The organism is Cytobacillus sp. FSL R7-0696 (genome assembly GCF_038006865.1).
Classification (GTDB): domain Bacteria; phylum Bacillota; class Bacilli; order Bacillales; family Cytobacillaceae; genus Cytobacillus; species Cytobacillus kochii.
This window is the reverse complement of the sequence record NZ_JBBOWA010000001.1, coordinates 4,109,259-4,132,914: the sequence shown is the minus strand read 5'-3', so window position 1 is coordinate 4,132,914 and position 23,656 is coordinate 4,109,259. Positions and strand designations below refer to the sequence as shown.

Here is a 23,656-nt window from a genome sequence, read left to right as displayed (position 1 = left end):
GACGCACTCCTTTGAAGTTTCTATATATTTATGCTACATCTGCATGAATATCAGTTTTATATAATCGCTCCATTTTTTTTGCCACATAATAAATGACCGCACTAATCACTAACGAGTTAATAGATGGTATACCTATTGTAATAAAATAACCAGCTAATCCTCCGCATCCCCAGGCTAAAATCGTAGGCCAGCCAAGTTTCTCGGTATTTGCAGGCAATTGGCCCTTCTGGCGACTTTCGTCTAGTATTTTCCTATGTGTCTTTAAAATGAAATAGTCAATAACCATAATTCCCGCAACAGGTGGAACAAGTATCCCAAGTAAAACGAGAAAATCAGTGAAACGTTCTAATATCCCTAATACAGATAATAGCGTACCAATAATACCAATTAGTAACGTAACCATTCCACGATTTAATTGAATTCGAAATAATGAGTCAAAAATATTAGTAAAACCGAGGGATGATGAGTACAAGTTTAAATTATTGATTTTAACAGTGGAAAGGACCACAACCATAACCCCTAACCAGCCAACTGTTGTCATCATAATATTAGCTACATCATTTGTTCTTGCCGCTAAAGCCATTAAGACAGCAATCATATTAATCCCTAATTCTCCTACTAATAATCCGATGGTAGTCATCCAGAAAACATCTTTTCCACTCTTAGCAAACCTACTAAAATCCGGGGTAATCACCGCACCTATGATAAATCCACCCGCAACCATGGTCGCAGCAACGCCAATTGATAAAGGCTCACCTGCTGGCTGTGTTGCTAGTAAATCAGAAAAACTCTGTCCTTTTAGTGTTTGATAAATTCCTATACTGACAGCTATTAGAAATAAGGGTACAGTGATTGAAGCTGTAATACTTAAAAGTTTAAAACCGAAAATAACCAAAATGGTTACACCAATTCCTGTTAATGTTGCTGCTAAGGGTAAAGAAACCGCTCCATTGGTAGATTGTACAATTCCTTCAGCAAACACGGAATTTTGTACACCAAACCAACCAATACAAGAAATAGCTATAACTGCCCCAATTATGCTCGAACCATGGCGCCCAAACCCTGTCCACCTAGCTAAAAGACTTGTAGATAACCCTTCTTTCGCGCCTGCATACCCTAAAAGGAAACCAACCACTTGAAGAATCACACTACCTAGAAACGTAGCCCAAAATGCCTGCCAGAAAGTCATCCCGTATCCTAAAGATGCTCCTAAAATAAATTGTGAAATGGTTGCTAATGCCCCGACACGAATGATCGTAATACTCCACAGTGATCGCCTAGCCTCCTGAGGCACCCTTGTTAATGAATAATCGTCCCCAATAGTAGAATGATTTGCCAACGTCCTATCCCTCCATTCAATTCGTATTCATCACTCTTTGTTTACTTGGCGGCTTCATATAAGTAATGCGACTTTGCTTCACTCCCATACTTATTGTAGCTTCTAATAATTTTGTCGCTGCAAAGCCAGGATCTACAACTGGAATGTCATAGCCTTTTTCAGTTAGCTTCATTTGGAGTTCGCTAGCTACCCCCATAAATCCAGTACAGCCCAGAATTAGTGCTTCTGCTTGGTCTTCTTTAATCGCTTTTAACATTTCATCTAAAAGAGCACTCTTTAACTTCTCTTTCTCATGTACTTCTAAAACGGGGATGTTTACATAACGAATAGAGGCAAGATTATGATAAACACCTGTTACTTTACTAATGTTACTAATCATTGAAACGACATTGGGGAGAACAGTTACAACAGAGAAACGTTTTGCCAGTGTGCTTGTAAACAGCATAGAAGCCTCGCAAGGGCCTATCACTGGAATATCAACGACCTCTCTAGCTGGCTTCACTCCTGGATCTCCAAAACAATTACTAATCACACCGTCGTATCCGTCTGCTTCCGCTTGTTTTACTTTTTCGATAAAATCAGGTACACATAAGGCTTCATCGTACTCACTTTCTATAGAAGCAGGCCCGTAATCTAGGTTTGTTACATCAATGGTTGTTTGAGGATAGGAAAATCCAGTAAATTCTTTTTTCATTTCATCCATAAATGTGTCTGAGATAATAGGTGCAATCACTTTAATTTTCATATTTCGCCCTCTCTTTTTTAAAATAAGATTATAAATCACCAAATGCCATTATTTTTAAACGAAACATTTCACCTTTTAAATAATCGAATGGAAATTCCTCCACTCTATTTATTTTGATCGTTTCAGGTTTTGCTCCTTTATGAATTAACTCTGTAATTACCCTCTCTTTCTCTCTTTCTACAATTTCCTCTTTTGTACGATCATTTAGCCAAAAAACTTTGTCTAAACTTGAGCTTAGGGGAGCATAACAAGCTCCTACGGCATTACATATTTGATAACCTACAGGCTGGATAGCTTTATCAAATTTAGTGAAAATATTATTTAGAAGTAAAGGACTTCCACCTCCAACTAGAACGAGTGGGACGTATTGATCTTTAGGTTGTAATTGTCTAATTTTTTCTCTTATCCTGCTTGATACCGTATTTACTACTTTTAAACAATCTTCTGTTGAAATACCTTCTAGATTTTCATATTTAATGTGTTTATCCTTGAATGAATGAGGAAAAATTTTTAAAAACGAGTCGGATATTGTCCATTGTTCTCCTCCCCATGCAAGCCCATCTTTTGTTATATCACTTGCAATTGTATCTTCAATTAATAAATCACCATTATGAGTATTGACTAAATTGCCTCCACCTGTTGAAAGTGAGTGTACTTTTGGCAGCCTAACATTCACTGGAATATCCAATACTTTTACTGGTCCTTCTTCTGTTTGTGGATGACCATGACTTACCATACCAATATCAATTGTGCTGCCTCCAACATCAATCCCTATGAAGTTCTTTAAACCAGTAAGTTTGGAAGCGCCACGTAAACTATTAGTTATGCCAGAACCGATTGTGAAAATAGGTAACTTAATCGCTTCTTCTACTTTCATCAATGATCCATCATTTTGCGTTATCCAATAAGGGCAATGCAGACCTAAGTTTTTAAAGATATCATTAATGGAGCTTAACGCATCCTTCATCACAAATGACAACATTGAGTTAAGCAAAGAGGCATTCTCACGATCCAAAAAGCCTATACTTCCTATTTCATTAGATACAGTGACAGAAAGAGAAGGCATATGAGAGGCAATCACTTTTTTTAAGTTGTTTTCTTCATCCTCATAAAAGGAAGAAAAGGCACCTACAATACAAACTGACTCTACTTTTGCTTTTTCTAATTCCTTCATTATCTTAAATACACTTTCATGATCGATTTCATCATAATGAGGTATTTGCCTTGTAAAATCATATTTTGTTTCTAAATGAAACTCTTTTATAATGTATTTACTTAAATGACTTGGCCAAAATAAACCAGGTTTGATTTTTGATGGTTTCTTGGTTAAGCGAATCAAAGCTGTCTTGGCTAAATTTTTTGGATAATACAATTCATTTAGTACATGTGTAGTGCCTAAGAAGATCCCTTTCATCGATTCTGGCTTTACATTGGCCTCATTTAATACTATTTTTGCGGTTTCATAGATGGTTTCTCCCAAGTTACTTGTCGTCAATTGCTTTGACCAGGCCTTTATATTGCCTGAGTCATCAATGATAACTGCATCAGTATTTGTTCCACCTACATCAATTCCTAACCTCATTGGTCATCCTCTTTCTTTAACAGTTGATAAGATTCTTCCATGTGTATGAGTGTTAACATATCTGTAGTATGCAATATGTTAGGAGCAGGTATAACTAAAACGATGACTGATTGAGCCCTTTGAATGTCTACAACACTGATTGGTTCAAGTGAATCTATATGGAGAAACACAATTAAATCTGGCACACGATAAAGGCTTTCGCCATTATGAACGGTAAAAAATTCATTCATAAATTGGATTTCAATTTTCTGGTTATGTTGTTTTGTGTAGCTTTCAATAAATAGTTTTCCAACAATCACTTCATTTTCAAACCAACGAGAGACCTCTGTTACATACCCTTTAATAACGAGAGATAATTCTCCGTAGATCGAATTTTCAAATACGTTCTTTATTTGCTTTAATCGGATGATTCCGTCGCCATAAGACGTAATAATTTTCCCTAAACGATAGGCTAAATAAAGTGTCCCTGACAACATCGAAGTTTTGATCTCATCTCCACTTGTACCATAGCCGACTACGTGACTATGCCCTCCATTATTATTAGCAAATGATTTAGCTTCATGTACTGCCTGATCGGAAGTGTATGAAGAAGGAATGAACTTCATATTATCTTGCGTTACTAGTGAAAGAGGGGCAAGTGGAATACCATTTAAATGCAGAGTAGTCATATAAAGCTCTGGAAATGCTCTTCCCATTCCATCTCCATCAATCACAGGAAGGCGCCGCTTTAGAGCAAGTAAAAGGGGAGCCAAAGCATTCACACCACCTATTTCGATAGAAATGAGGGCATCTACATTTTTGTTATATTCCTTTTCATATAAACTAAGTGCTGTTTCCATTTCTTCGCCTGTCGGTAAATCTTCATTAAAGAGGACTGTGGAACCCATAATTCCAATAGCAGTTACCCACCAATCATCCCTCACTTCATGAATGGGTATCACCTCTATCACATCATCGTCTTTCATCACCGACAATATTAAAGCTTCCATTGATCTTGTATTACCACCACCTCCACAAGATAATATCCTTGCCCCAAGGGAAATGAATCGAATGTCTTCTTTAGTTATTTTCCAAGGCATTTCTTTCTCTCCTTTCTTTACTAGTTGCAAGTTTTATACCAATATTCAAAAAAATAAAATAATAACTTAAAAAACCACGAATCTCGCAACTTTATGTATCTAGGTTAAACGTGAAAATCCTCTCAAGTGAGAGGATTTTTAAATATAAACATGAGAATGATAATTGAGAAAAACAGGTTAAATACATTGATTTCTCATTTTTTCTCAACTTTTCTCTTTGATTCTCAAATTACTTAATTCTTAATTTATTCAGTTTGCGGTATAAGGTTGGTAAACTTATATTCAAGGATTTTGCTACTCTTTTTTTACCTAAGGTATCCCTTCCAAATTCATCTAACAGTCGGAGGATTTCCTCTTTGTTTTCATTGGATTGTGTTCTATATATACGCTTATGATTTGGTTGTAATTGTATTTGAGATTGTATTTCATCTTTAAGATACGTTGGCAAACTTTTTTGAGTCACTAATTCACCGATTTCTAATTGAACAAAGTGGTGAACGACATTTTGTAACTCTCTAATATTTCCACTCCAATTGTTATTCAATAAAATCTCCAATACTTCTTTAGAAATTCTTTTCGGTTTTTTTCCAGCTTGTTTTGATAAGTTTTTCATAAAATATTCAATCAATATAGGGATATCCTCCCTTCTATCTCTTAAAGGTGGGATGACAATCGGTATAACATTTAAACGGTAATATAAATCTTTTCTGAACTTCCCTACTTGAACCAATTGCTCCAAGTTTTGATGAGTAGCAGTAATGATCCTTACATCTACTGGGGTTGATTGATTATCACCTACTTTTTCTATTCTTCTTTCTTGAACAACCCTTAATAACTTCGCTTGAAGAGAAGGAGACAAATCACCAATCTCATCTAAAAAAAGCGTACCGCCATTTGCGAGCTCAAAGCGCCCAACCCTTGTAGTATGTGAACCAGTAAATGCACCTTTTACATGACCAAATAATTCACTTTCTAATAGCGATTCTGGTATGGCTGCACAATTTAGCGCAATAAATGGCCTCTTACTTCGATTGCTTCCATGGTGAATAGCTTGGGCAAATATTTCCTTTCCCGTACCACTTTCACCTCTTAATAGAATAGATGAATCACTATTAGCTACTCTCTGTGCTTTTTCAATCGTTTTTTGAATACTATGGCTAGTCCCCTTAATTTGTTGAAAAGTATAGAGCGTTTGTTTAGCAATCGGTTTTTTCACAGTTCCTTTATCCATTAATATTTGTATTAAATAGGATATTGTTACATCATTTGATTTGATCGTTCTTAAAGAAACCGTAGCTTTTCCTTTATTCACCAATAATTCAACCTCTTCAATGACTTTATCTTTTTTGAGTCTTTCCCAATCTTTACTGTACATTAAAGTTGAAATATTTAAGCCTACTACATTTAATTTTTCCTCATTAATAGAGGAGAATGTTTGACTGGTCGTTTCAATGACGTCTTCTTTGTTAATAAGGACAAATACATCGCTTGTAGTTTGTAAAAAGATTTGCAGTTCATCTAATGTTTCATGATAAAGACGTTCTAGTTCTAGACTTTGTAATTTTATTTCGATCGTTGATTTACATAAGTCCAATTGAGAGTCAATGAGTTCTAATGTTTCATCTCGCTGTTCATTTTTCATGCCACTTTGCATAACAAGATATGCCACTATTTGATCCGCTATCCTAATGGGGGTTATACTTATTTCTTCATCAGGGTATTTAGTTAATGTACATAAGTCAGTACAAATGCTACACGATTCTTTAAATAATTGTCCAATTGGGTTCCTATTTTTCCGGAGTTTTTCTTCAATAAGGACACCAAAGGTTGAATTCTGCCTATCACAATTCTCAAAATAGATATGTATCTTACAAGAATAGTGGCGAAAGAACCTTATAGCAATTGTCGTTATTTCACTTTTATATAATTCAGATAACAACAGGATCACCACTTTTACTGAGATTAAAGTTATTATAACAAATAATCGAGATGTCCCATTGGTATATTGACGCATTTAGATTAATTTCACTTTAAATGAACCTTATGAAAAATAAGCCTGAGTTTAAATAAATCCTTTTATAAGGTGAATTAAGGTCGCGCATCCCAAGGCTTAAGTGAGCCAATGATTGTGAAATCTCTCGCTGATTGCATACTGTCAATTGTACCAGCTGATATTTCTTCGTGTGTGAGCCCCACCTGGAAGATGTTCCGTTATATTTGAAGCCTAGTTGAATGATTTTAAGCTTATGGTCTTTGTAGTTTTGTTGGGAGGATTTGATACTTCGATGTCTGAACTGCTGCCTTTTACAAGATAGAGTGTCCTAGGTTCATTTTGTAATTGCTCGGGTACTTAAATGGTAGGAGAAAAATCGAAAAATCTGCTATCTATTTACTCAGAAAATCTATCCAATAATGGTTCAATGTCAGTCCCATAACATCCGATTTTTGCTGATTAGGTTGATTTTCTTTCCGTTAAATGTTTACACCCAAGAATGAGGATAGATTGAGGATTTATTCTTTCTCTAAAAGGAAAAATGTATGACAAGGTGGCTTTGTCATACGGTTTGATAAAACAGTTGAGAAAGTGACTATTGAAGAGTTGGCGTAGCATGGAAACTCAATTACTACTTGGAAACCATGTATTCTAAGGGATACCCATTCAAAGTTTCTGAACCATTAAAAATGGAAAATAGCAAATTAAACATACTTTTACTTTTAAATCCTACATACTAGATTTGATATAAGTGTTTTTTGTAATTAAGTAGTTTCTTCAGCATTTAAAGGGTGATACTAAACTTTTTTACATCCCTTATTTTCCATACATAAACGTTTGATTGCTGCTTGATGCGCTTCTGGAGAACCTACCTCTTTAATTTAACTTTTCCTCTGCTCTTCCCCTAATATTAATCAATTTATTGGATAACCTATAAATACAAATAACCAAAGAATCAGTATCGGAAAAAAAACCTTCTATTTTCAATGCAAATATATAAGGAGGGCTTTACCCTTGCTAAAATGGCTTAACCAATCGAAAAAGACATTATTTAATAAAAACAATGACGATACTGAAACAGAATTTAAGATAGATGATTTAATTAAAGCGTTAAAACCATCGAAAGACTTTCAACGGTTTGAATTCAAAACTGGAAGTACTAGTTGCATTATTAGCTATATGAATACTTTAGTAAACCCGGAGTTTATACATCGTGATGTTCTGTCACATTTAACAGAAAACACCTTTACTAGCCTAAAAGACATAGAAAAATTACTTCCAATAGAACAGAAATTAATAACTGATGATGTAAAAGAAATCCAAAAGAAAATAATGACTGGTTCAATTATGATTCAATTTAGTGAACATGATTCGAACTGTTTACTGATACCTGCTGTTACTGTTGAATCACGACAAGTAACAATACCAGAAGTAGAGTTTAGTGTAGTTGGACCGAAGGAAGCATTTGTGGAAACACTTGATATAAATATTAACTTAATCAGAAAGAGACTTCCACTTCCGCAGTTACATTTAAGAGAGATTGAGGTTGGGAAAATATCAAATACGCGAATCGCTGTTCTTTTTATTGATGGCATCGCTAATCAGGAAAATGTTAATACAGTAATACAGCGATTATCTGATATTGAATATGACAATATAATTGATAGTTCGTATATAACTCAAATGATTTCTGATAATAAAAATTCACCTTTTCCACAGCTGCTCGATACGGAACGTCCTGATCGTGTTTGTGCAGTATTAACAGAAGGGAAAATTGTGATTCTAGTTGATGGTTCACCGCATGCCCTATATGCTCCTATAACAATAGTTGAATTTTTCTCGGCATTTGAAGATTATTTTCTTATTTGGCATATGGCATCCTTCTTTCGATTGATTCGTCTATTCGCTGTAGCTTTTTCGGTTTTTTCTACTCCTTTTTATATCGCAATATTGACATATCATTTTGAAATGTTACCGATAAATCTTTTAGCCACCATATATTCATCAAGAGGAAATGTCCCATTTCCACCAGTGCTTGAGGTGCTGATAATGGAATTTGTTATCGAACTATTGCGTGAAGCTGGTGCTAGATTGCCTAGTAAAGTCGGACAGACAATTGGTATCGTTGGCGGTATTGTAATTGGAACAGCTTCTGTAGATGCTGGTTTAACTAGCAGCGTATTACTAATTATTGTAGCACTTGCAGCACTTGCATCTTTTACAACACCAGTCTACCAAATGAGCAACACCATTCGCTTCATTCGCTTTCCTTTTATATTATTTGCACATTTGTGGGGATTTGTCGGAATCGCTATTTTATTTGCAATTACAATTTGCCACCTATTAGGATTGACCTCCTTAGGTAGGCCATTTATTGAACCTATATTCCCGCCACGTTTAACGGATTTAAAAGATGCCTTTTTTCGTATGCCTTTCAATCGTCAGGCTAAGCGTCCAATCTACCAAAGACCTGAAGACTCAAATCGTGCAAATTCAGATCGCTTAAATCAAAAACATGATAAGAATAAAAATAAATAAGGAGCATAGAGCTTTTTAACTTAACAGCAAATGAATCTTGAACAACTACTATGGAAATTTGGTGAGGTTTATGCGAAATCTTTTAAAAGAAAACTTACTTATTTCACCCTTCCTTGTCTTTTATCTGATTCATTCAATGCAGACAGGTATCTCTGTCCTCGACTTAAGAGGAATAAGTAAGTCTGCTGGACACGATTCTTGGATCTCAATAATAATATCTGGGGTAAGTATACATCTTCTAATCTTTATCTTATATCGTATTTTAAACAAAGGACAAGGAGATTTAATTGCTATTCACAAGGAATTGTTTGGCAAATGGGTTGGTGGTTTTCTTAGTCTGCTGTTTATTTTATATTTATTAATGCTTTGTTTCACTGTATTACGTTCATATATCGAAATCATACAATTATGGGTATTTCCGCAATTAACTCCATGGTTTTTTAGCTTAGTACTTTTAATAGCTGCCGGTTATTTTGTGATTAACGGACTTCGAGTTGTAACTGGGATATGTTTTTTAAGTACCCTATACTCGATACCAATTTTACTAACATTTCTTTTCCCGCTGAAATTTGCTCATTTCAGTAACTTGCTTCCTGTAATAGACCATAGTTTTAAAGAATTGATTGATTCAGCAAGAAATGTCACATTAGGTTTGAGCGGATTTGAATTATTATTTATGTATTACCCGTTTATTAAGCATCCGAAAAGGTCTGAAAAATGGGCTCATTTAGCAGTCATAGTCACAACACTTGTTTATGTCTTTATAGCTCTAGTTACTTTCGTTTTTTATAATCAAGATCAGCTGCAAGAAATATTATGGGGAACAATCACAATTTGGAAAATTATCGAATTTCCATTTTTCGAGCGTTTTGAACATTTAGGAATAGCTGCATGGATATTTATTGTATTGCCAAATATTTGTTTGACATTCTGGGGAGCACACCGTGGAATTGTAGAGATATTTTCATTTAACAAAAAAGTTATTTTGAGTGTGATCATAATCATTTTAGTAGCTGCTTCGGGATTAATTGAAGATCGGACAAGTATCGAAGCACTTAGAAGATTTTCAGGAGAAGTTACTTTCTTTTTTGTATATGGATACATCCCCATTTTGTTTATTTTACAAAGGCTTATATTGAAGCTGAGAGGGGGTAAATAAAGTATGAATATCCCCTCACAAAAATTTAAAAATAACTTAAAATCTATTCGTTTCTGTTTTTTTTACTCAGTAATGCCCTTTTCTATAATATCGAATTTAATTTTGACATCTACGGAGGCATCTGGATACAGTTCCCGCCATTTATCTGCTTTCCATCCCCTTGTTTGGCTTCTAACTCTATCTCCAAAACCAAGTGGATCAATGCCCTTTTCTTGAAAATCTTTAATCATTTGTAAACTGCTTTCCTTTAAATGTGCCTCTATCATTTTTTCAAGCTTCCTTTCATCAGCCGCATTCTGCAACTTAATGTCTGAGATAACTTCATTAATAAAAGCTTTAGCTTTAACAGTGATCTCAATTTCTGGACTGGTCATCCCCTTCTTTATTTGATAATCCACTTTCGATTTTATAGTTTCCAATGCTATATAAGTATCTTCTTCAGGAAAAGAGGCCTCGTACGTCCCATAATCTATATGTTCATATAACATTTTAAATAAGAAAAGCTTATCCCCCCGTATAGCATCTATGTATTTATCTTCTTTAAATAAGGCTAGACCAGTGAGCTTAATTTTATCGTTTTGTTTTTTGACAAGCACCATAAAGGGATCTTGACCTTTAGATGAATAATTGTACATAAACTCATGATAATTTGTTGAAGGTAAATTTCCTGTTTTATGATGTTCAAGAAGATTCTTTAAATAACGGGAAGGTGTTTCTTCAAATGCGTATGTCCCTTCTAATAATTCCTTGGCGTTTCCTTCAATTACACAAAAGTCAACCATTCTTCCAATAGATGGATGTCTTTTAAGACCATCAAGAATCTTAATAACACCTTCTTTTGCTAATTCTTCCCCGTAGACAGCAACCAACACTTTACCCACTGTAACAGGTTTAGGCGACTCATTTTGAGCACTTCTTGCAGCACCATATCCAGTAAAATTCACATCGCTGAGGGTTGTGTTAGTCACTTTTTTATCCTTACCTGTACTGAAAATAGCAACATCCAAAGTTAATTCGTATTTTTTTTGTCAGCAGAATCATAACCGATGCCTTCCGCAATCTGAAGATTTTCAATTGTTTCTGTCTGAACACAGCCTACAAGTAAATAAATACAGCAGATAGGGATGAGCGACTTTTTAATTATCATTAATATACTCCTTGACATTAAAATTTACCAAATTAAGGTCAGGTAATCATAGATATTCGACAGTGACATTGATTCAATATCATTATTCCGCCCAAACCTTTATATAATGTGACAACTATTCATATATTATAGGACTTTGTTGCGAGTGCAGAGATTGCATAGTTTCCTGTACTAATACTAAATTTATTGGAAAAAGCCCTAAAACTATGGATGAGTTTAAAAGGACATTCACTTTTAAAAATAGATTAAATAGTATATACAAAAAATAATCTCAATTGTTATAAATTATTCTTTGTTAATTGCCGTAAATTATGACAAGATAAATTGAGAATATACCAATACATTTATGCCTCTTCATTAGTAAATCAGGCTCTTTTTCTATATAATCAAATACCTGTTTTTAACTAACTTGTATTATTAAAATCCAATATGGTGAAGCAATAATTTTAGAATACTATCTGGAACCATCTTTTTATCAGATTATACTCAAACTTATTTATGTTAATAAAATAATTGATGATTATTTCTCTTTATGGTTGACTTTCCAAGGTTCAAATGAAAATGGAATTCCCACCATTTTAGCTGTTAACTCATCATAGGATACTAAATCTTTTTTTGAAAGTTCTTTTAATGAGCGTTTCCCCATTGCTCTTAAGGCCATTTTCATTTCTTCAATGCTCGCTGTTAAAAATTTTTCTGCAGTTTTTACCCCATCTTCAATCTTAAACTGATCCTTGAATTTCCCTTCATTCCAAACAACTTGTGTAGGTGGTTCGAAAGGAATTGCCTGAAATATTTGATTATGTGCAACCGTAAATAAAATAGCAGAACCCAAATAAACAGCATCAGCACCTAATGCCAGTACCTTTAAAAAATGTCCTGGAACATAAAGTCCACCAGAAACAATTAAACTAATTTCTCCTTTCATATTTCTCTTCTTTAAATGATTAACAGCACGAACAATTGCATGTAAGGTTGGAATCCCCATATCATCAGATAAAATCGGCGGTGCACCCATTGTAGCTGCTTGACCACCGTCTATCGAAATAAAATCCACACCTAGATAAATTAATTGATCGATGTCCTCTTCTATCTTTCCGCCTGCCCCCATTTTAACACCTATAGGAACACCCCCAGATACAGTTCGAAGTTCCTTAACAAGCTCTTTTATATCATCGATCGTTTGATCTTCATAGAAATTATCATAAATCACAGCATCTTCATTTTCTTTCAGTCCCATTACATCACGCGCACGTCCGGTTAGATTTTTTGGTGAAATTTTCGTACCCACGCCGAATAGTGCACCTTGTCCAAATTTAATTTCAATCATATCAGCACGTTTAATTAAATCCTCGTCCTTTGACCATTCTGCTTTTGAAAATTGCAATATATATTTCCCTGCAGCGTTTAATTCTTCAGGTGAAACGCCTCCTTCTCCTGAATTAATTGCTGTTCCTGTATTGTTAGCTGCTTCTGCCAATGCAAGCCTTACTTCTTCGCTCAGTGCAATGCCATAAGCCATCCCACTGATCAGTAATGGTATTTTTATTTTCATTGGCTTCTTTGCTTTTGGTCCAATTGTTACTTTAACATCTACCTCTTCTTCGCCATCTATAGGAAATGGTGTTGTTTGTGTAGGGATAAAGGTAATCGGATCAAAATGTGGCCACTTTTTTGACGAGCCTAATGGACGATGTAGGACATCGCCTGTTTCGGCACGCAAGCTGTTTTCTAGCATATTTTGAATTCCCATATGGCGTAAACCCGGCAATATTTCCATAAGATTTTCTTGATATCCGTCGGTTAGTATGATTTTCCCCATTTTTTTCGCTATTTTTTTTATCATCCAACGCCAACCAATAAGGATGAAAATCAAAAAGATAAATAATATTGAAATCATCACAAAAGAAAAATAGTATAAGATGTTCGGCATAATCACTTCTCCACTTTGTATTAATAAACAACCATCATCCCCATTATTGCCCAAATTAAAATTTATTATCATATTGATATAGAACACTAGCAAGAAGTACATATGGAGTTCTAATAAAATTCATCTTAAGGGGAAGGCTAAAAATGATTTTAAGATTGAACAATTACTAATGTAATAAGACGTGCTTCGGGTGATTTTTATTAACATCATTTTCTCATGGATTATAGTGTTGCCATCTAACATGGAAAGGAGAAAATTTGCTTGAATATTTTAAAAGATACCAGTCATCGACCATTTTCAATATATTCAAAAAAATGGATAATGAGACAAACATGGAGAAACCTATATTTTCTTCATTGGCCTGTCCCAATTGAAGCGCTACGTGAACATATTCCTGATTCATTACAAATTGATACCTTTAATAACTATGCTTGGTTAGGAATTGTTGCATTTGTTATGGAAGGAATCTATCCTCGCGGAATACCTGCTGTCTCAATAACCCCTAAATTTCCAGAAGTCAATTTAAGAACCTATGTTAAATATAATGGTAAACCAGGAGTCTATTTTCTTTCTTTAGATGTCGAGAACTGGGCTTCCTATAAAATCGCAAAAAAAATGGTATCGTTTGCCCTATTATCCTGCACAGATTTCTTTTCGAAATGACGATCAAATTTTTCATTGTAAGAGTGTCAGAAAAAATAACAATGCCCAAATAGCATTTCGTGGGACGTTAAGACACTCACAAGAAGTAATTTTTGCAAATACAGGCACTCTTGATCACTGGCTTACAGAGCGGTATTGCCTATATAGTACCGATTCTAATGGCACCATCTATTGTGGAGAAATCCATCATGGGCCATGGCCGTTACAGAAAGTAGATATAGATATAGAGGTGAATACACTTTTTTCACCTTTTAATATTGATCTTTCTAATAAAGAACCGATATCTCATTTTTCAAAAGGAGTTGATTCTCTTATTTGGAATATTAAGAAGCTACATTAAATTAAGAAGACGTAGATTTCTCTTTTAAAAAGAATTACGTTAAGGTCGCCCATCTCAAGGCTTAAGTGAGCCAATGATTGTGAAATCCCTCGCTGATTGCATACTGTCAATTGTACCAGCTGATATTTCTTCGTGTGTGAGCCACCTGGAAGATGTTCCGTTATATTTGAAGCCTAGTTGGATGATTTTAAGCTTACATTGGTCTTTGTAGTTTTGTTGGGAGGATTTGATACTTTCGATGTCTGAACTGCTGCCTTTTACAAGATAGAGTGTCCAAGGTTCATTTTGTAATTGCTCGATTTGTTTGTTCATTATAGGAATAGCGTTGGGGGCTGTATTATGAATCCATGCTAAAACAGTGTGAATGGGACCGCCTTCTTTGTAAGCAAGGGTAATCTCTTCAATAAGTTTGTCAGTATCAGTGTAATCTAAAAGACGATAAGTTGTATTTGATTGCTCTAGGGATTTGCTCTTTCTTCCATAGATTCTTGTTTGAGTCGTGCGATCAATTAACCATTGTGTTGTTTCCTTTAACATACCTGTTCCTCCAAAAATGAGCGTATGTCCAAAGTTTTTCATACTGCTTTTCCCTCCTTCTAATTAACTGCGATGTTACTGCGAGCGCATACATAAAACTTCCATTTATCAGGGATTAAACCCTCTTTTTTAAAAAATTTCCTTGAAGAATTTTGACAGTTTAAAGAACTTGCTTCTTGTATCGGAAATATTTCTTTTCTAGTTTTGCAGAAGTTGCAAAGATATATTGGTAGCTTTGCTGAATAAGCTGAATTAAATCATTTAGTTGCACATCCGATTCATTCATTACTTCTTCTCTCATCTTTTTAAGTGATTGATGAAAGCCTTTAATGTCTTCATATTCCATAATGTCATAGAGTGTTTCCATATCTTCATATGATGTATAGATGAACCGTTTCATTAGTTCGTGTAATCTTTTTGCTTTTAGATGGTAATCAATATCTAAATTAAAAACATTAGAGTATAGTAATGCTTCATTAGCAATCTCTTTATATTTAGGTTCAATTTTCGTCGTTATTAAAAGTAGTTTTGAGGTGGCGGTAGAGAGAAAGATTTCCTTATCACGATGCCAAATGGTTACTCTAACACCGTAGTAGGTAATCATTCCGCCAATAATCGCTCCAACAAATCCGATCAAACCAGCTATAATGGTCAAGTCCCATTCAAACATGATATGTAAACAAGCCCCTAGAACCAATGTAATACATAATAGTAATAGAGTGATGATGATGATTAAGAAGCTGTTTTCCTTTTGATGAATCATTGCTTACGCCACCTATTTAAAAGGATTATTAAGAAAGATTATATTTATCAAAGGCTAATACTTTCCATTTTAGTTACTTTCATTTACAATAAAAGATAAATAGTCAGATTTTTCTATCTTTATTTTATGACCTCGATTAACTGATAATACCCTTTACTGATTTATTTTCATTTACATATTAATTTTATCAATTTCATTTACATTTTCTCATATCCTCCTTCTCTTTTTACTATTTTACAAGAATAAAAGCACCCTAATATTCCATTGTTTATCCTCTTAGAATATAATTTTCTCGTAAATTTCATCTTTTCCCTTTACTTTTTTTATTATATTTTATTATAATCATTATATAATAATTATTATTATCTGAGATTGATTAGTAGATGATGATAATTACCTCACTTCACAATAAAGGAGAATCAGTATGAGCGAAAATAATATTATTTCTGAAGCAAACCATTCAGGCGGAGGTGGCTGCCCTTTTCATCATGGAAGTGTAACTAAGCAGCAATCTGAAGCAACGACTAACAAAGATTGGTGGCCCAATCAATTAAACTTAAATATTCTTCACCAACATGATCAAAAGTCTAATCCAATGGGTGAAGATTTCGATTATACTGAAGAATTTACTAAACTAGATTACTATGCTTTAAAGCAAGATCTTCATAAATTAATGACGGATAGCCAAGATTGGTGGCCAGCAGACTTCGGTCATTACGGACCACAGTTTATTCGTATGGCTTGGCATTCTGCAGGTACTTACCGTACAGGTGATGGACGCGGGGGTGGCGGTACAGGTTCACAACGGTTTGCCCCTCTTAATAGTTGGGCAGACAATGCCAACATTGATAAATCTCGTCGTCTTTTATGGCCTATTAAACAAAAGTACGGTAACAAAATTTCTTGGGCAGATCTAATTCTATTAGCAGGAAACGTTGCCATTGAATCGATGGGTGGTAAAACATTTGGTTTCGGTGGTGGCCGAGCAGATGTTTGGCACCCTGAAGAAGATGTATACTGGGGTAATGAAAAAGAAATGCTTGGTGATAACCGCTACTCAGGAGATCGCGAATTGGAAAATCCTTTAGCGGCTGTACAAATGGGTCTGATTTATGTGAACCCTGAAGGCCCAAATGGGAAACCTGATCCTGTAGCAAGTGGGAAAGATATTCGGGAAACATTTGCACGTATGGGTATGAATGATGAAGAAACAGTTGCCCTTGTTGCAGGTGGCCATACTTTCGGTAAAGCACACGGTGCTGGAGATGCTGCCCAAGTTGGCCCAGAACCAGAAGCAGCGCCAATTGAAGCGCAAGGACTTGGTTGGATCAGCTCACATGGTAGTGGTAAAGGTCGTGACACAATTACAAGTGGAATTGAAGGTGCATGGACTGCAAACCCTACTCAGTGGGATAACGGTTTCTTCGAACAATTATTTGGATATGAGTGGGAGTTAACAAAAAGCCCTGCCGGTGCATACCAATGGCAAGCAGTAGGTCAAGATGAAGCACATATGGCGCCTGATGCCGCTGATAGCTCTGTCCGTGTGAAAACAATGATGACAACTGCTGATATGGCGCTACGTATGGACCCTGCTTATGAGAAGATCTCTCGTAGGTTCTATGAGAATCCAGAAGAATTCGCCGATGTTTTTGCACGTGCTTGGTTTAAACTTCTACACCGTGATATGGGTCCACGTGATCGTTATTTAGGTCCAGAAGTACCAGAAGAAGAATTAGTATGGCAAGACCCTATCCCTAAAGTAGACTATGAACTAACAGATGCTGAAGTGTCTGAGATAAAAGCCAAAATTTTAGATTCAGGTTTATCAATTAGTGAGCTTGTTACAACTGCATGGGCATCAGCTAGTACATTCCGTGGTTCTGACAATCGTGGAGGTGCGAATGGTGCGCGGATCCGTTTTGCTCCACAGAAGGACTGGGAAGTGAATCAACCTGAACAACTTTCTAAAGTGCTTCATACATTAGAAGGTTTACAAGCTGGATTAAATAAAAAAGTCAGCTTAGCTGATTTAATTGTACTTGGTGGTAGTGCGGCGATTGAACAAGCGGCAAAGAATGCTGGTTTTGACGTCACTGTTCCATTCTCTGCAGGTCGTGGAGATGCCACAGAAGAACAGACGGATGTAGAAAACTTTGAAGTATTAGAACCAATTGCTGATGGTTTCCGTAATTATCAAAAACAAGAATACAGTGTAGCTTCTGAGGAGTTATTGGTAGATAAAGCACAACTACTTAACTTAACTGCTCCAGAAATGACTGTGTTAATTGGCGGTATGCGTGTATTAGGTACAAATCATGGTGGCACAAGCCATGGCGTATTTACTGAAAATGTAGGCACACTATCCAATGATTTCTTTACGAACTTACTTGATATGAGTGTAGAATGGAAACCAGTTCAAGGCGGTATTTTTGAAGGTCGTAATCGTCAAACAGGAGAAGTTGTTCGAACGGCTTCAAGAGTGGATTTAGTGTTCGGTTCAAACTCAGTGTTACGTTCTATTGCTGAAGTGTATGCACAAGAGGATAATAAAGAAAAGTTTGTCGCTGATTTTATTTCTGCATGGGTTAAAGTAATGAATGCCGATCGTTTTGATTTAAAAATCAAAGATGCTGTATTAAGCAAGTAATATTATTCTAAAAAGAAACGCCGCTACTTATGTAGACGGCGTTCTTCTTATTTACTTCTGCGTGCGGCTTGTTGCACTGGGTCCCATACCCCGTTGAAAGGTGGCGCATACGATAAATCTAAATCCATTAAGTCATCGATAGACATTTGATTGTATAACGCAGTCGCAAGAACGTCTATTCGCTTATCTACCCCGTACTCTCCAATAATTTGTCCCCCAAGTAATGTGCGATATTTCTTATGGTATAAAAGTTTTACCTTCATTCTTTTTGCATCTGGGTAATACCCAGCAATATCGTGAGCATCTGTTACGACAAACTCGTAAGGAATATTTAGTTGTTTAGCTTCCTTTTCAGAAATACCTGTTCTTCCTAATGTTAAGTTAAAAAATTTAATGACAGATGATCCCACGATTCCTTTAAACGGCTTAGGAATTCCTAATAGGCTCAGACCTGCAATTTGTCCTTGCTTATTTGCGTGTGTGCCCAAAGGAATATGATCATCTAAGGCTTTAATTCGATGATATTGCGTAGCACAATCTCCTGCTGCATATACATCTTTAATACTGGTTTGCATATAATTGTTCACCCGTATTGCACCGTGTTGACTGAGTGAAATATCTGTTTGTTTGAGAAATGCCACGTTTGGCTTGACACCAATTGCCACTAAGACAAGATTTGTCTTGTATGCCCCTTTATCAGTCTTAATGCTTTCGACAAAAGTGTTTCCTGAAAAGGATTGAACTTCTTCACCTAATTTTAAAGTCACTTGATGCTCTTTAGCTTTTTGATGAATCAGCTGTGCCATATCTTCATCAAAAATGGTAGCAAGTTGTTTATTGCGCTCGATAATCGTGACCCTTTTCCCTAACCTCACAAAGCTTTCAGCCATTTCCAAACCAATGTATCCACCACCAATAATCGTCACATGTTTAATCGTTCGATTATTCATTTCCTGGATTATTTCATTTGCGTCAGGTATGGTTTTTAAAGTAAATATTCCTTGAAGATCAGCCCCCTCCCAATCAGGCATAACAGGACTAACTCCAGTCGCAATCAATAATTTATCGTATGTAAGTTGAAATGGTTGTTGATCAATATAGTTATATCCCTCAACGGTTTTCGTATCTGTATTAATATGAGAGACTTCATGTTGTACTTTGGCATCTATTCCATATTTCTCGCGGAAAGTAGTAACAGAACGGGCAATTAAGTCTTCCTTTTGTGGAATTACGCCACTAATATAATAGGGAAGACCACATTGTCCATAAGAATAAATCGTTCCTTTTTCTAATACAGTAATTTCGTGATTTTCCTTGCTGTTGCGAATGATTTGCATCGCTGCACTCATCCCGGCAGCATCGCCACCTATAATAATTATTTTCATCTTCTTTCATTCCTCCCTTCACTAGTTTTGCTCAACAATGTGTTTTTCACACAATGATTCGTTTTTTACCTACAATGAAACGATTGAACAAAGTTAACTGAGCGTTAAAGTTATCGTTTCTTATCTCCTTCCACCACTCGTAAATTTCTTAATTGAATACCCTTTAGTTCATTTTAAGAAACCATAATAATTGATTGAGTAATTTACACGCATTGATGGGGCGCAGTAGCAAAACGCGAAATTGTTCACTTATGTCATCTGAAATGCTAACAAACTCTAACCTTTGTTCTGATGTAAGTTATGCTCTTCCTCTTAACGACATCTTACAAAATTGCTTGGCATTGATGTCGATACAGGGGTGTCTTTATGTTTCCCTTTTAATTTATTTTTTTGCCTGCTTCCTTATCTAAATAACAATAGATAGTTGTACGAGAAATCCCCCCATTTAGCAACATCCTTTATAGGTGGTCCGTTTGCCACAATTGTTTTCTGCATTACTATTTGCTTCCTATCTAATTTTACTGGCCTTCAGCCTCATCTACCTCTTGCCTTCGTTGCTATTCTTCAGCTTGCTGTACGTACTTAAATAAGATTTCGTTCAAATTCTGCAAATGCCGTGAATAAATGAAACATCAACTGGCCGGTTGCAGTTGATTTATCCAGCGTAATGTTTTCCTGTAACCTGTGAAAGCTAATACCTTGACTATTAAGATCATTGACAATTTTTAAGAAGTGCTGCATGTTTCTCTCTAACAATCAAGTCACTAAACAATAACAGTGTCACCTGGACGAACAAACCGGAGAGATTCCTCAAATCCTTTTCTTTACTCTTTTGGTCCACTCATTTTGTCAGTTAAAATTTCTTCACAACCATGAGTTTTTTTAAGCGTCTATTGCAAGCGAATTACTATCATAGAGAACCATCATTTCTAATTATTCCCAAAAATAATTGTACCATAACTTAATGCAAGAGCTATTAAGTAAACATAGATTTATTAACAGAGTTAATGTAAATTATTTATAATTAAATATAGAAAACTAGATTACAAAATATTGTGTACAGAAATGATGACTTTCCGGACTGAACTCAATAATAAATTAATCTTCTATTTGTATTATATTTCGTTTTACTCTTTCCGGTAATTTATCTCTCTTTATATGAATGAACAAAACCCCAAATAGCGTTATGATTCCTCCTATAACAGAAAGGGTAGTCGGTACCTCTCCAAGCCAAACCCAAGCAATCAAAAATGTAAGAGCTGGTGTTAAGTAAAGGGAGCTTGTCGCCTCTGAAGCTCCTACCCGAGATGTTACATAAGCTAATGCAAGATAAGGAATAACCGTAGGAAAGAGACCTAAGTACAAAATGCTAAGTGTTGATTCTATAGAGGATCTTATTATTTCCTGACCCAGTCCCGGGAGATAGAAAAGCATAAAAAATGTACCTGCCCAAATCGTATAGGTAGTAAAAGCAAGAAATCCATACTTTATTAAATACCGCTTTTGGAAAACGAAGTATAAACTTTCTGAAAAGGAAGCTAAGAGAATAAATAAAATTGCAGTATTAAATTCAAAATGATCTCCTGTCCCAAACGATATCAATATAGCGCCCAAAAAACTTATAATAGACCCAATCCACCTTATAAATCCAAACCGTTCACGCAGAAACCAAACGGCTAATAGAGCAGAAAAAATAGGAGTCATAGATACAATTAGGCTAGCAACACCAGCACTAACCGTTTTCTCTCCAATATTTAAAGCTGTATGATAAACCGTGAAACCTAAAAATCCTAACAATAAAATAGCTGGAACATCCTTTATTTCCGGTAAATGCATACGAGTGAGTAAAGCAATTACTACGAGGGCTAAAGAACCAACTATTAATCGAAAAAGGGCAAGATGTTCAGGTGTATAGGACTCTAATCCAACCCGAATACCAGGAAAAGCTGAAGCCCATAGAAAAATCGCAAGACTATGAGCGACTATAACATTAAAACCCCATTTTTTTGCCATTTGAACACATCCTTTGAGAATACGAAACCAACCAATATTATTTCTGGTTCCTATTATTTCTAATCTTAATCAGTATTTGATAGAATGTCTTCAACCAGTTGGACAATTCTTAACCCAACCACTTTGGAATAAAAATAGAATGTGAAGGGGTAACTTATGGATGATATCAAATAAAAAATACCCGAAATATCAACAAATTGTGGATGATATAAAAGAGAAAATTGCACATGGAGAATGGCCTATCGGAAGCAAAATTCCAAGCCAACGTAAATTAGCCAAGAAATTTGAAGTAAATCGGAGCACTGTTATCACTGCTTTAGAAGAATTAATGGCTGACGGGTTAATTGAGGGTAAAATGGGAATGGGAACAATCGTAGTGAATAATACATGGACATTACTAGCTACAAATCCTCCACCTGATTGGAACGAACATGTCAAATCAGGTTTACACAAACCGAGTCAAGCAACAGTTCAAGAGATTAATCAAGCCGAATCTAACACTAACCTTATTCAGCTTAGTAAAGGCGAACTTTCCAAAGATCTATTTCCCTTGGAAACAATGAAGCTCGTAATGGGAAGAGTTTCTAACAAAATGGAGGCTTTCGGATATGAAGAACCAAAAGGATTTATGCCTTTACGAGAAGCGTTAAGCAACTATTTAAGAACAGTGGGTGTTCATGCCTCTCCTTCATCCATATTAATTGTTTCTGGAGCATTGCAGGCATTACAATTGATTTCAGTTGGCTTACTACACAGGGGGTCATCCGTTTTACTTGAAAAGCCTTCCTATCTTTATTCTCTACATGTGTTTCAATCTGCTGGAATGAAGCTTACAGGTCTACCCTTAGATGAATGCCAGTAAAGGCGATGACACCATCTTCGGTAAACAATAATAATGAAGAAAATAATTATGGTAGATTCGAATGACTGTAAAGATAATCGCTGTTACCCATATGATTGCGACGGCACTATACACAATGGGATAAACCTCTTCATTACTAATCCATGTTTGTACAATTGTTTGAATGTTAATGAGAATGATGAATCCTCCAACAAGCACCCCCATTAATTGTGGATTTAATTTCTGTACAAGCCAAGCAGCGATCGGTGCTGCAATTACACCGCCTACCATGAGTGCTCCCACCCAAAGCCAATTTACCTCGTTCCATCCTAAAGAAATAAGAAAACCAATGGATGCAGAGAGGGCAATCGCAAATTCACTTGTGTCAACAGTTCCAACAACTTTCCTTGGGCTTACCCCTTTTTTTGAAAGCAATACTGGTGTTGTAACAGGACCCCAACCGCCACCACCTGTGGCATCAGCAAATCCGGCTATAAAACCTAATGGAATCGATTGCTTTTTACTGAGATTGATTGATGACTGGTGGCTACTTTCCTTATATTTAAATAAAAATCGTATGAAGATAAAAACACCTAATAGTAAAAGAAAAAGGGCTATATATGGCTTAGCTAAATCACCTGGGATATTACTTAAAAATGTGGCACCTAAGAACGCACCAATGGAACCAGGGATGATTAACTTATATACTGTTTGTTTATCTACATTGCCAAATTTAATATGTGAGATACCTGAAGCAGCTGTAGTGACAACTTCAGCAAGATGTACCGATGCGGAAGCAACGGCAGGTACAATGCCAAAAGCAAGTAAAAGCGATGTAGAAGTCACTCCGTATGCCATTCCGAGAGCACCATCAATTAACTGTGCGAATAAACCAATAAAAATAAAAATCAATAAATTTTTCACGGTAACACCTCTTTCGTTAAATAAA

General features: G+C 35.6%; 19 protein-coding genes and 1 pseudogene. 6 read left to right on the top strand and 14 right to left on the bottom strand.

The features are described 5' to 3' along the window. Positions 1-28 precede the first annotated feature (28 nt). The 5 genes from MKX29_RS21100 to MKX29_RS21080 all read right to left on the bottom strand — a co-directional run bounded on the left by MKX29_RS21100 (position 29) and on the right by MKX29_RS21080 (position 6,684). The gene (locus tag MKX29_RS21100; RefSeq protein ID WP_224936427.1) at positions 29-1,339 is read right to left on the bottom strand and encodes a purine-cytosine permease family protein; all 1,311 of its coding nucleotides are present in this window, start codon (positions 1,337-1,339) and stop codon (positions 29-31) included. Positions 1,340-1,355: 16 nt separating this feature from the next. Then, the gene (locus tag MKX29_RS21095; RefSeq protein ID WP_095373692.1) at positions 1,356-2,084 is read right to left on the bottom strand and encodes an aspartate/glutamate racemase family protein; all 729 of its coding nucleotides are present in this window, start codon (positions 2,082-2,084) and stop codon (positions 1,356-1,358) included. Between the two features lie 28 nt (positions 2,085-2,112). Then, positions 2,113-3,666 carry a hydantoinase/oxoprolinase N-terminal domain-containing protein gene (locus MKX29_RS21090; protein ID WP_341107577.1) on the bottom strand — a complete coding sequence of 518 codons (1,554 nt, stop codon included), beginning with the start codon at positions 3,664-3,666 and terminating at the stop codon, positions 2,113-2,115. Next, complete coding sequence (locus MKX29_RS21085; RefSeq protein WP_341107575.1) at positions 3,663-4,745, bottom strand: DUF917 domain-containing protein; 1,083 nt, start codon at positions 4,743-4,745, stop codon at positions 3,663-3,665. Before MKX29_RS21085 ends, MKX29_RS21090 begins: the two co-directional genes overlap by 4 nt. 229 nt (positions 4,746-4,974) lie before the next feature. Further along, positions 4,975-6,684 carry a sigma-54 interaction domain-containing protein gene (locus MKX29_RS21080; RefSeq protein WP_341107573.1) on the bottom strand — a complete coding sequence of 570 codons (1,710 nt, stop codon included), beginning with the start codon at positions 6,682-6,684 and terminating at the stop codon, positions 4,975-4,977. A gap of 1,068 nt (positions 6,685-7,752) precedes the next feature. On the opposite strand from MKX29_RS21080, the gene MKX29_RS21075 reads away from it, so the two are divergent. Continuing rightward, positions 7,753-9,276 (top strand): spore germination protein, encoded by a 1,524-nt coding sequence (locus tag MKX29_RS21075; RefSeq protein ID WP_263624163.1) that lies wholly within the window; start codon positions 7,753-7,755, stop codon positions 9,274-9,276. Positions 9,277-9,346: 70 nt separating this feature from the next. Further along, positions 9,347-10,435, top strand: coding sequence for a GerAB/ArcD/ProY family transporter (locus MKX29_RS21070; protein ID WP_341107570.1), 1,089 nt, complete (start codon positions 9,347-9,349; stop codon positions 10,433-10,435). 62 nt (positions 10,436-10,497) lie between these two features. Here the strand turns inward: MKX29_RS21070 and MKX29_RS21065 are convergent, their stop codons facing one another. The 3 genes from MKX29_RS21065 to MKX29_RS21055 all read right to left on the bottom strand — a co-directional run bounded on the left by MKX29_RS21065 (position 10,498) and on the right by MKX29_RS21055 (position 13,515). After that, positions 10,498-11,442, bottom strand: a complete 945-nt coding sequence (locus tag MKX29_RS21065) for a Ger(x)C family spore germination protein (RefSeq protein WP_341107568.1) — start codon at positions 11,440-11,442, stop codon at positions 10,498-10,500. A gap of 2 nt (positions 11,443-11,444) precedes the next feature. Next, a complete protein-coding gene (locus MKX29_RS21060; protein WP_341107566.1) occupies positions 11,445-11,582 on the bottom strand; it encodes a hypothetical protein in 138 nt (45 codons plus the stop codon). 520 nt (positions 11,583-12,102) lie between these two features. Then, positions 12,103-13,515 carry an FMN-binding glutamate synthase family protein gene (locus MKX29_RS21055; RefSeq protein WP_341107564.1) on the bottom strand — a complete coding sequence of 471 codons (1,413 nt, stop codon included), beginning with the start codon at positions 13,513-13,515 and terminating at the stop codon, positions 12,103-12,105. Positions 13,516-13,776: 261 nt separating this feature from the next. On the opposite strand from MKX29_RS21055, the gene MKX29_RS21050 reads away from it, so the two are divergent. Both MKX29_RS21050 and MKX29_RS21045 read left to right on the top strand, forming a co-directional pair. Further along, a complete protein-coding gene (locus MKX29_RS21050) occupies positions 13,777-14,178 on the top strand; it encodes a DUF2071 domain-containing protein (RefSeq protein ID WP_341107562.1) in 402 nt (133 codons plus the stop codon). Then, complete coding sequence (locus tag MKX29_RS21045; RefSeq protein WP_341107560.1) at positions 14,093-14,518, top strand: DUF2071 domain-containing protein; 426 nt, start codon at positions 14,093-14,095, stop codon at positions 14,516-14,518. The genes MKX29_RS21050 and MKX29_RS21045 overlap by 86 nt, the downstream gene beginning before the upstream one ends. Positions 14,519-14,572: 54 nt before the next feature. On the opposite strand, the gene MKX29_RS21040 is transcribed toward MKX29_RS21045, so the two are convergent. Together MKX29_RS21040 and MKX29_RS21035 are read right to left on the bottom strand one after the other, a co-directional pair. Next, a complete protein-coding gene (locus MKX29_RS21040; RefSeq protein ID WP_341107558.1) occupies positions 14,573-15,097 on the bottom strand; it encodes a hypothetical protein in 525 nt (174 codons plus the stop codon). A 118-nt stretch (positions 15,098-15,215) separates the two neighbouring features. Further along, entirely contained in the window at positions 15,216-15,818 is a 603-nt protein-coding gene (locus MKX29_RS21035; protein WP_341107556.1) for a hypothetical protein, read from the bottom strand. Between the two features lie 424 nt (positions 15,819-16,242). Here MKX29_RS21035 and katG point away from each other — a divergent pair, with 424 nt between their 5' ends. Then, positions 16,243-18,468, top strand: coding sequence for a catalase/peroxidase HPI (katG, locus tag MKX29_RS21030; RefSeq protein ID WP_341107553.1), 2,226 nt, complete (start codon positions 16,243-16,245; stop codon positions 18,466-18,468). Positions 18,469-18,515: 47 nt separating this feature from the next. Here the strand turns inward: katG and MKX29_RS21025 are convergent, their stop codons facing one another. The 3 genes from MKX29_RS21025 to MKX29_RS21015 form a co-directional block, all read right to left on the bottom strand. Then, a complete protein-coding gene (locus MKX29_RS21025) occupies positions 18,516-19,853 on the bottom strand; it encodes a CoA-disulfide reductase (protein ID WP_341107551.1) in 1,338 nt (445 codons plus the stop codon). A 582-nt stretch (positions 19,854-20,435) separates the two neighbouring features. Next, positions 20,436-20,594: a recombinase family protein gene (locus tag MKX29_RS21020; RefSeq protein ID WP_341107548.1), complete on the bottom strand. Its 159-nt coding sequence runs from the start codon at positions 20,592-20,594 to the stop codon at positions 20,436-20,438. A 357-nt stretch (positions 20,595-20,951) separates the two neighbouring features. Continuing rightward, positions 20,952-21,866 carry a DMT family transporter gene (locus MKX29_RS21015; protein ID WP_341107546.1) on the bottom strand — a complete coding sequence of 305 codons (915 nt, stop codon included), beginning with the start codon at positions 21,864-21,866 and terminating at the stop codon, positions 20,952-20,954. A gap of 160 nt (positions 21,867-22,026) precedes the next feature. Between MKX29_RS21015 and MKX29_RS21010 the strand changes: the two are divergent. Next, a pseudogene (locus MKX29_RS21010) lies at positions 22,027-22,716 on the top strand (GntR family transcriptional regulator); the annotation flags it as partial. Here MKX29_RS21010 and MKX29_RS21005 read toward each other — a convergent pair. Then, complete coding sequence (locus tag MKX29_RS21005) at positions 22,711-23,631, bottom strand: sulfite exporter TauE/SafE family protein (RefSeq protein ID WP_341107544.1); 921 nt, start codon at positions 23,629-23,631, stop codon at positions 22,711-22,713. The pseudogene MKX29_RS21010 and the gene MKX29_RS21005 sit on opposite strands and share 6 nt — an antisense overlap. Positions 23,632-23,656: the final 25 nt, after the last annotated feature.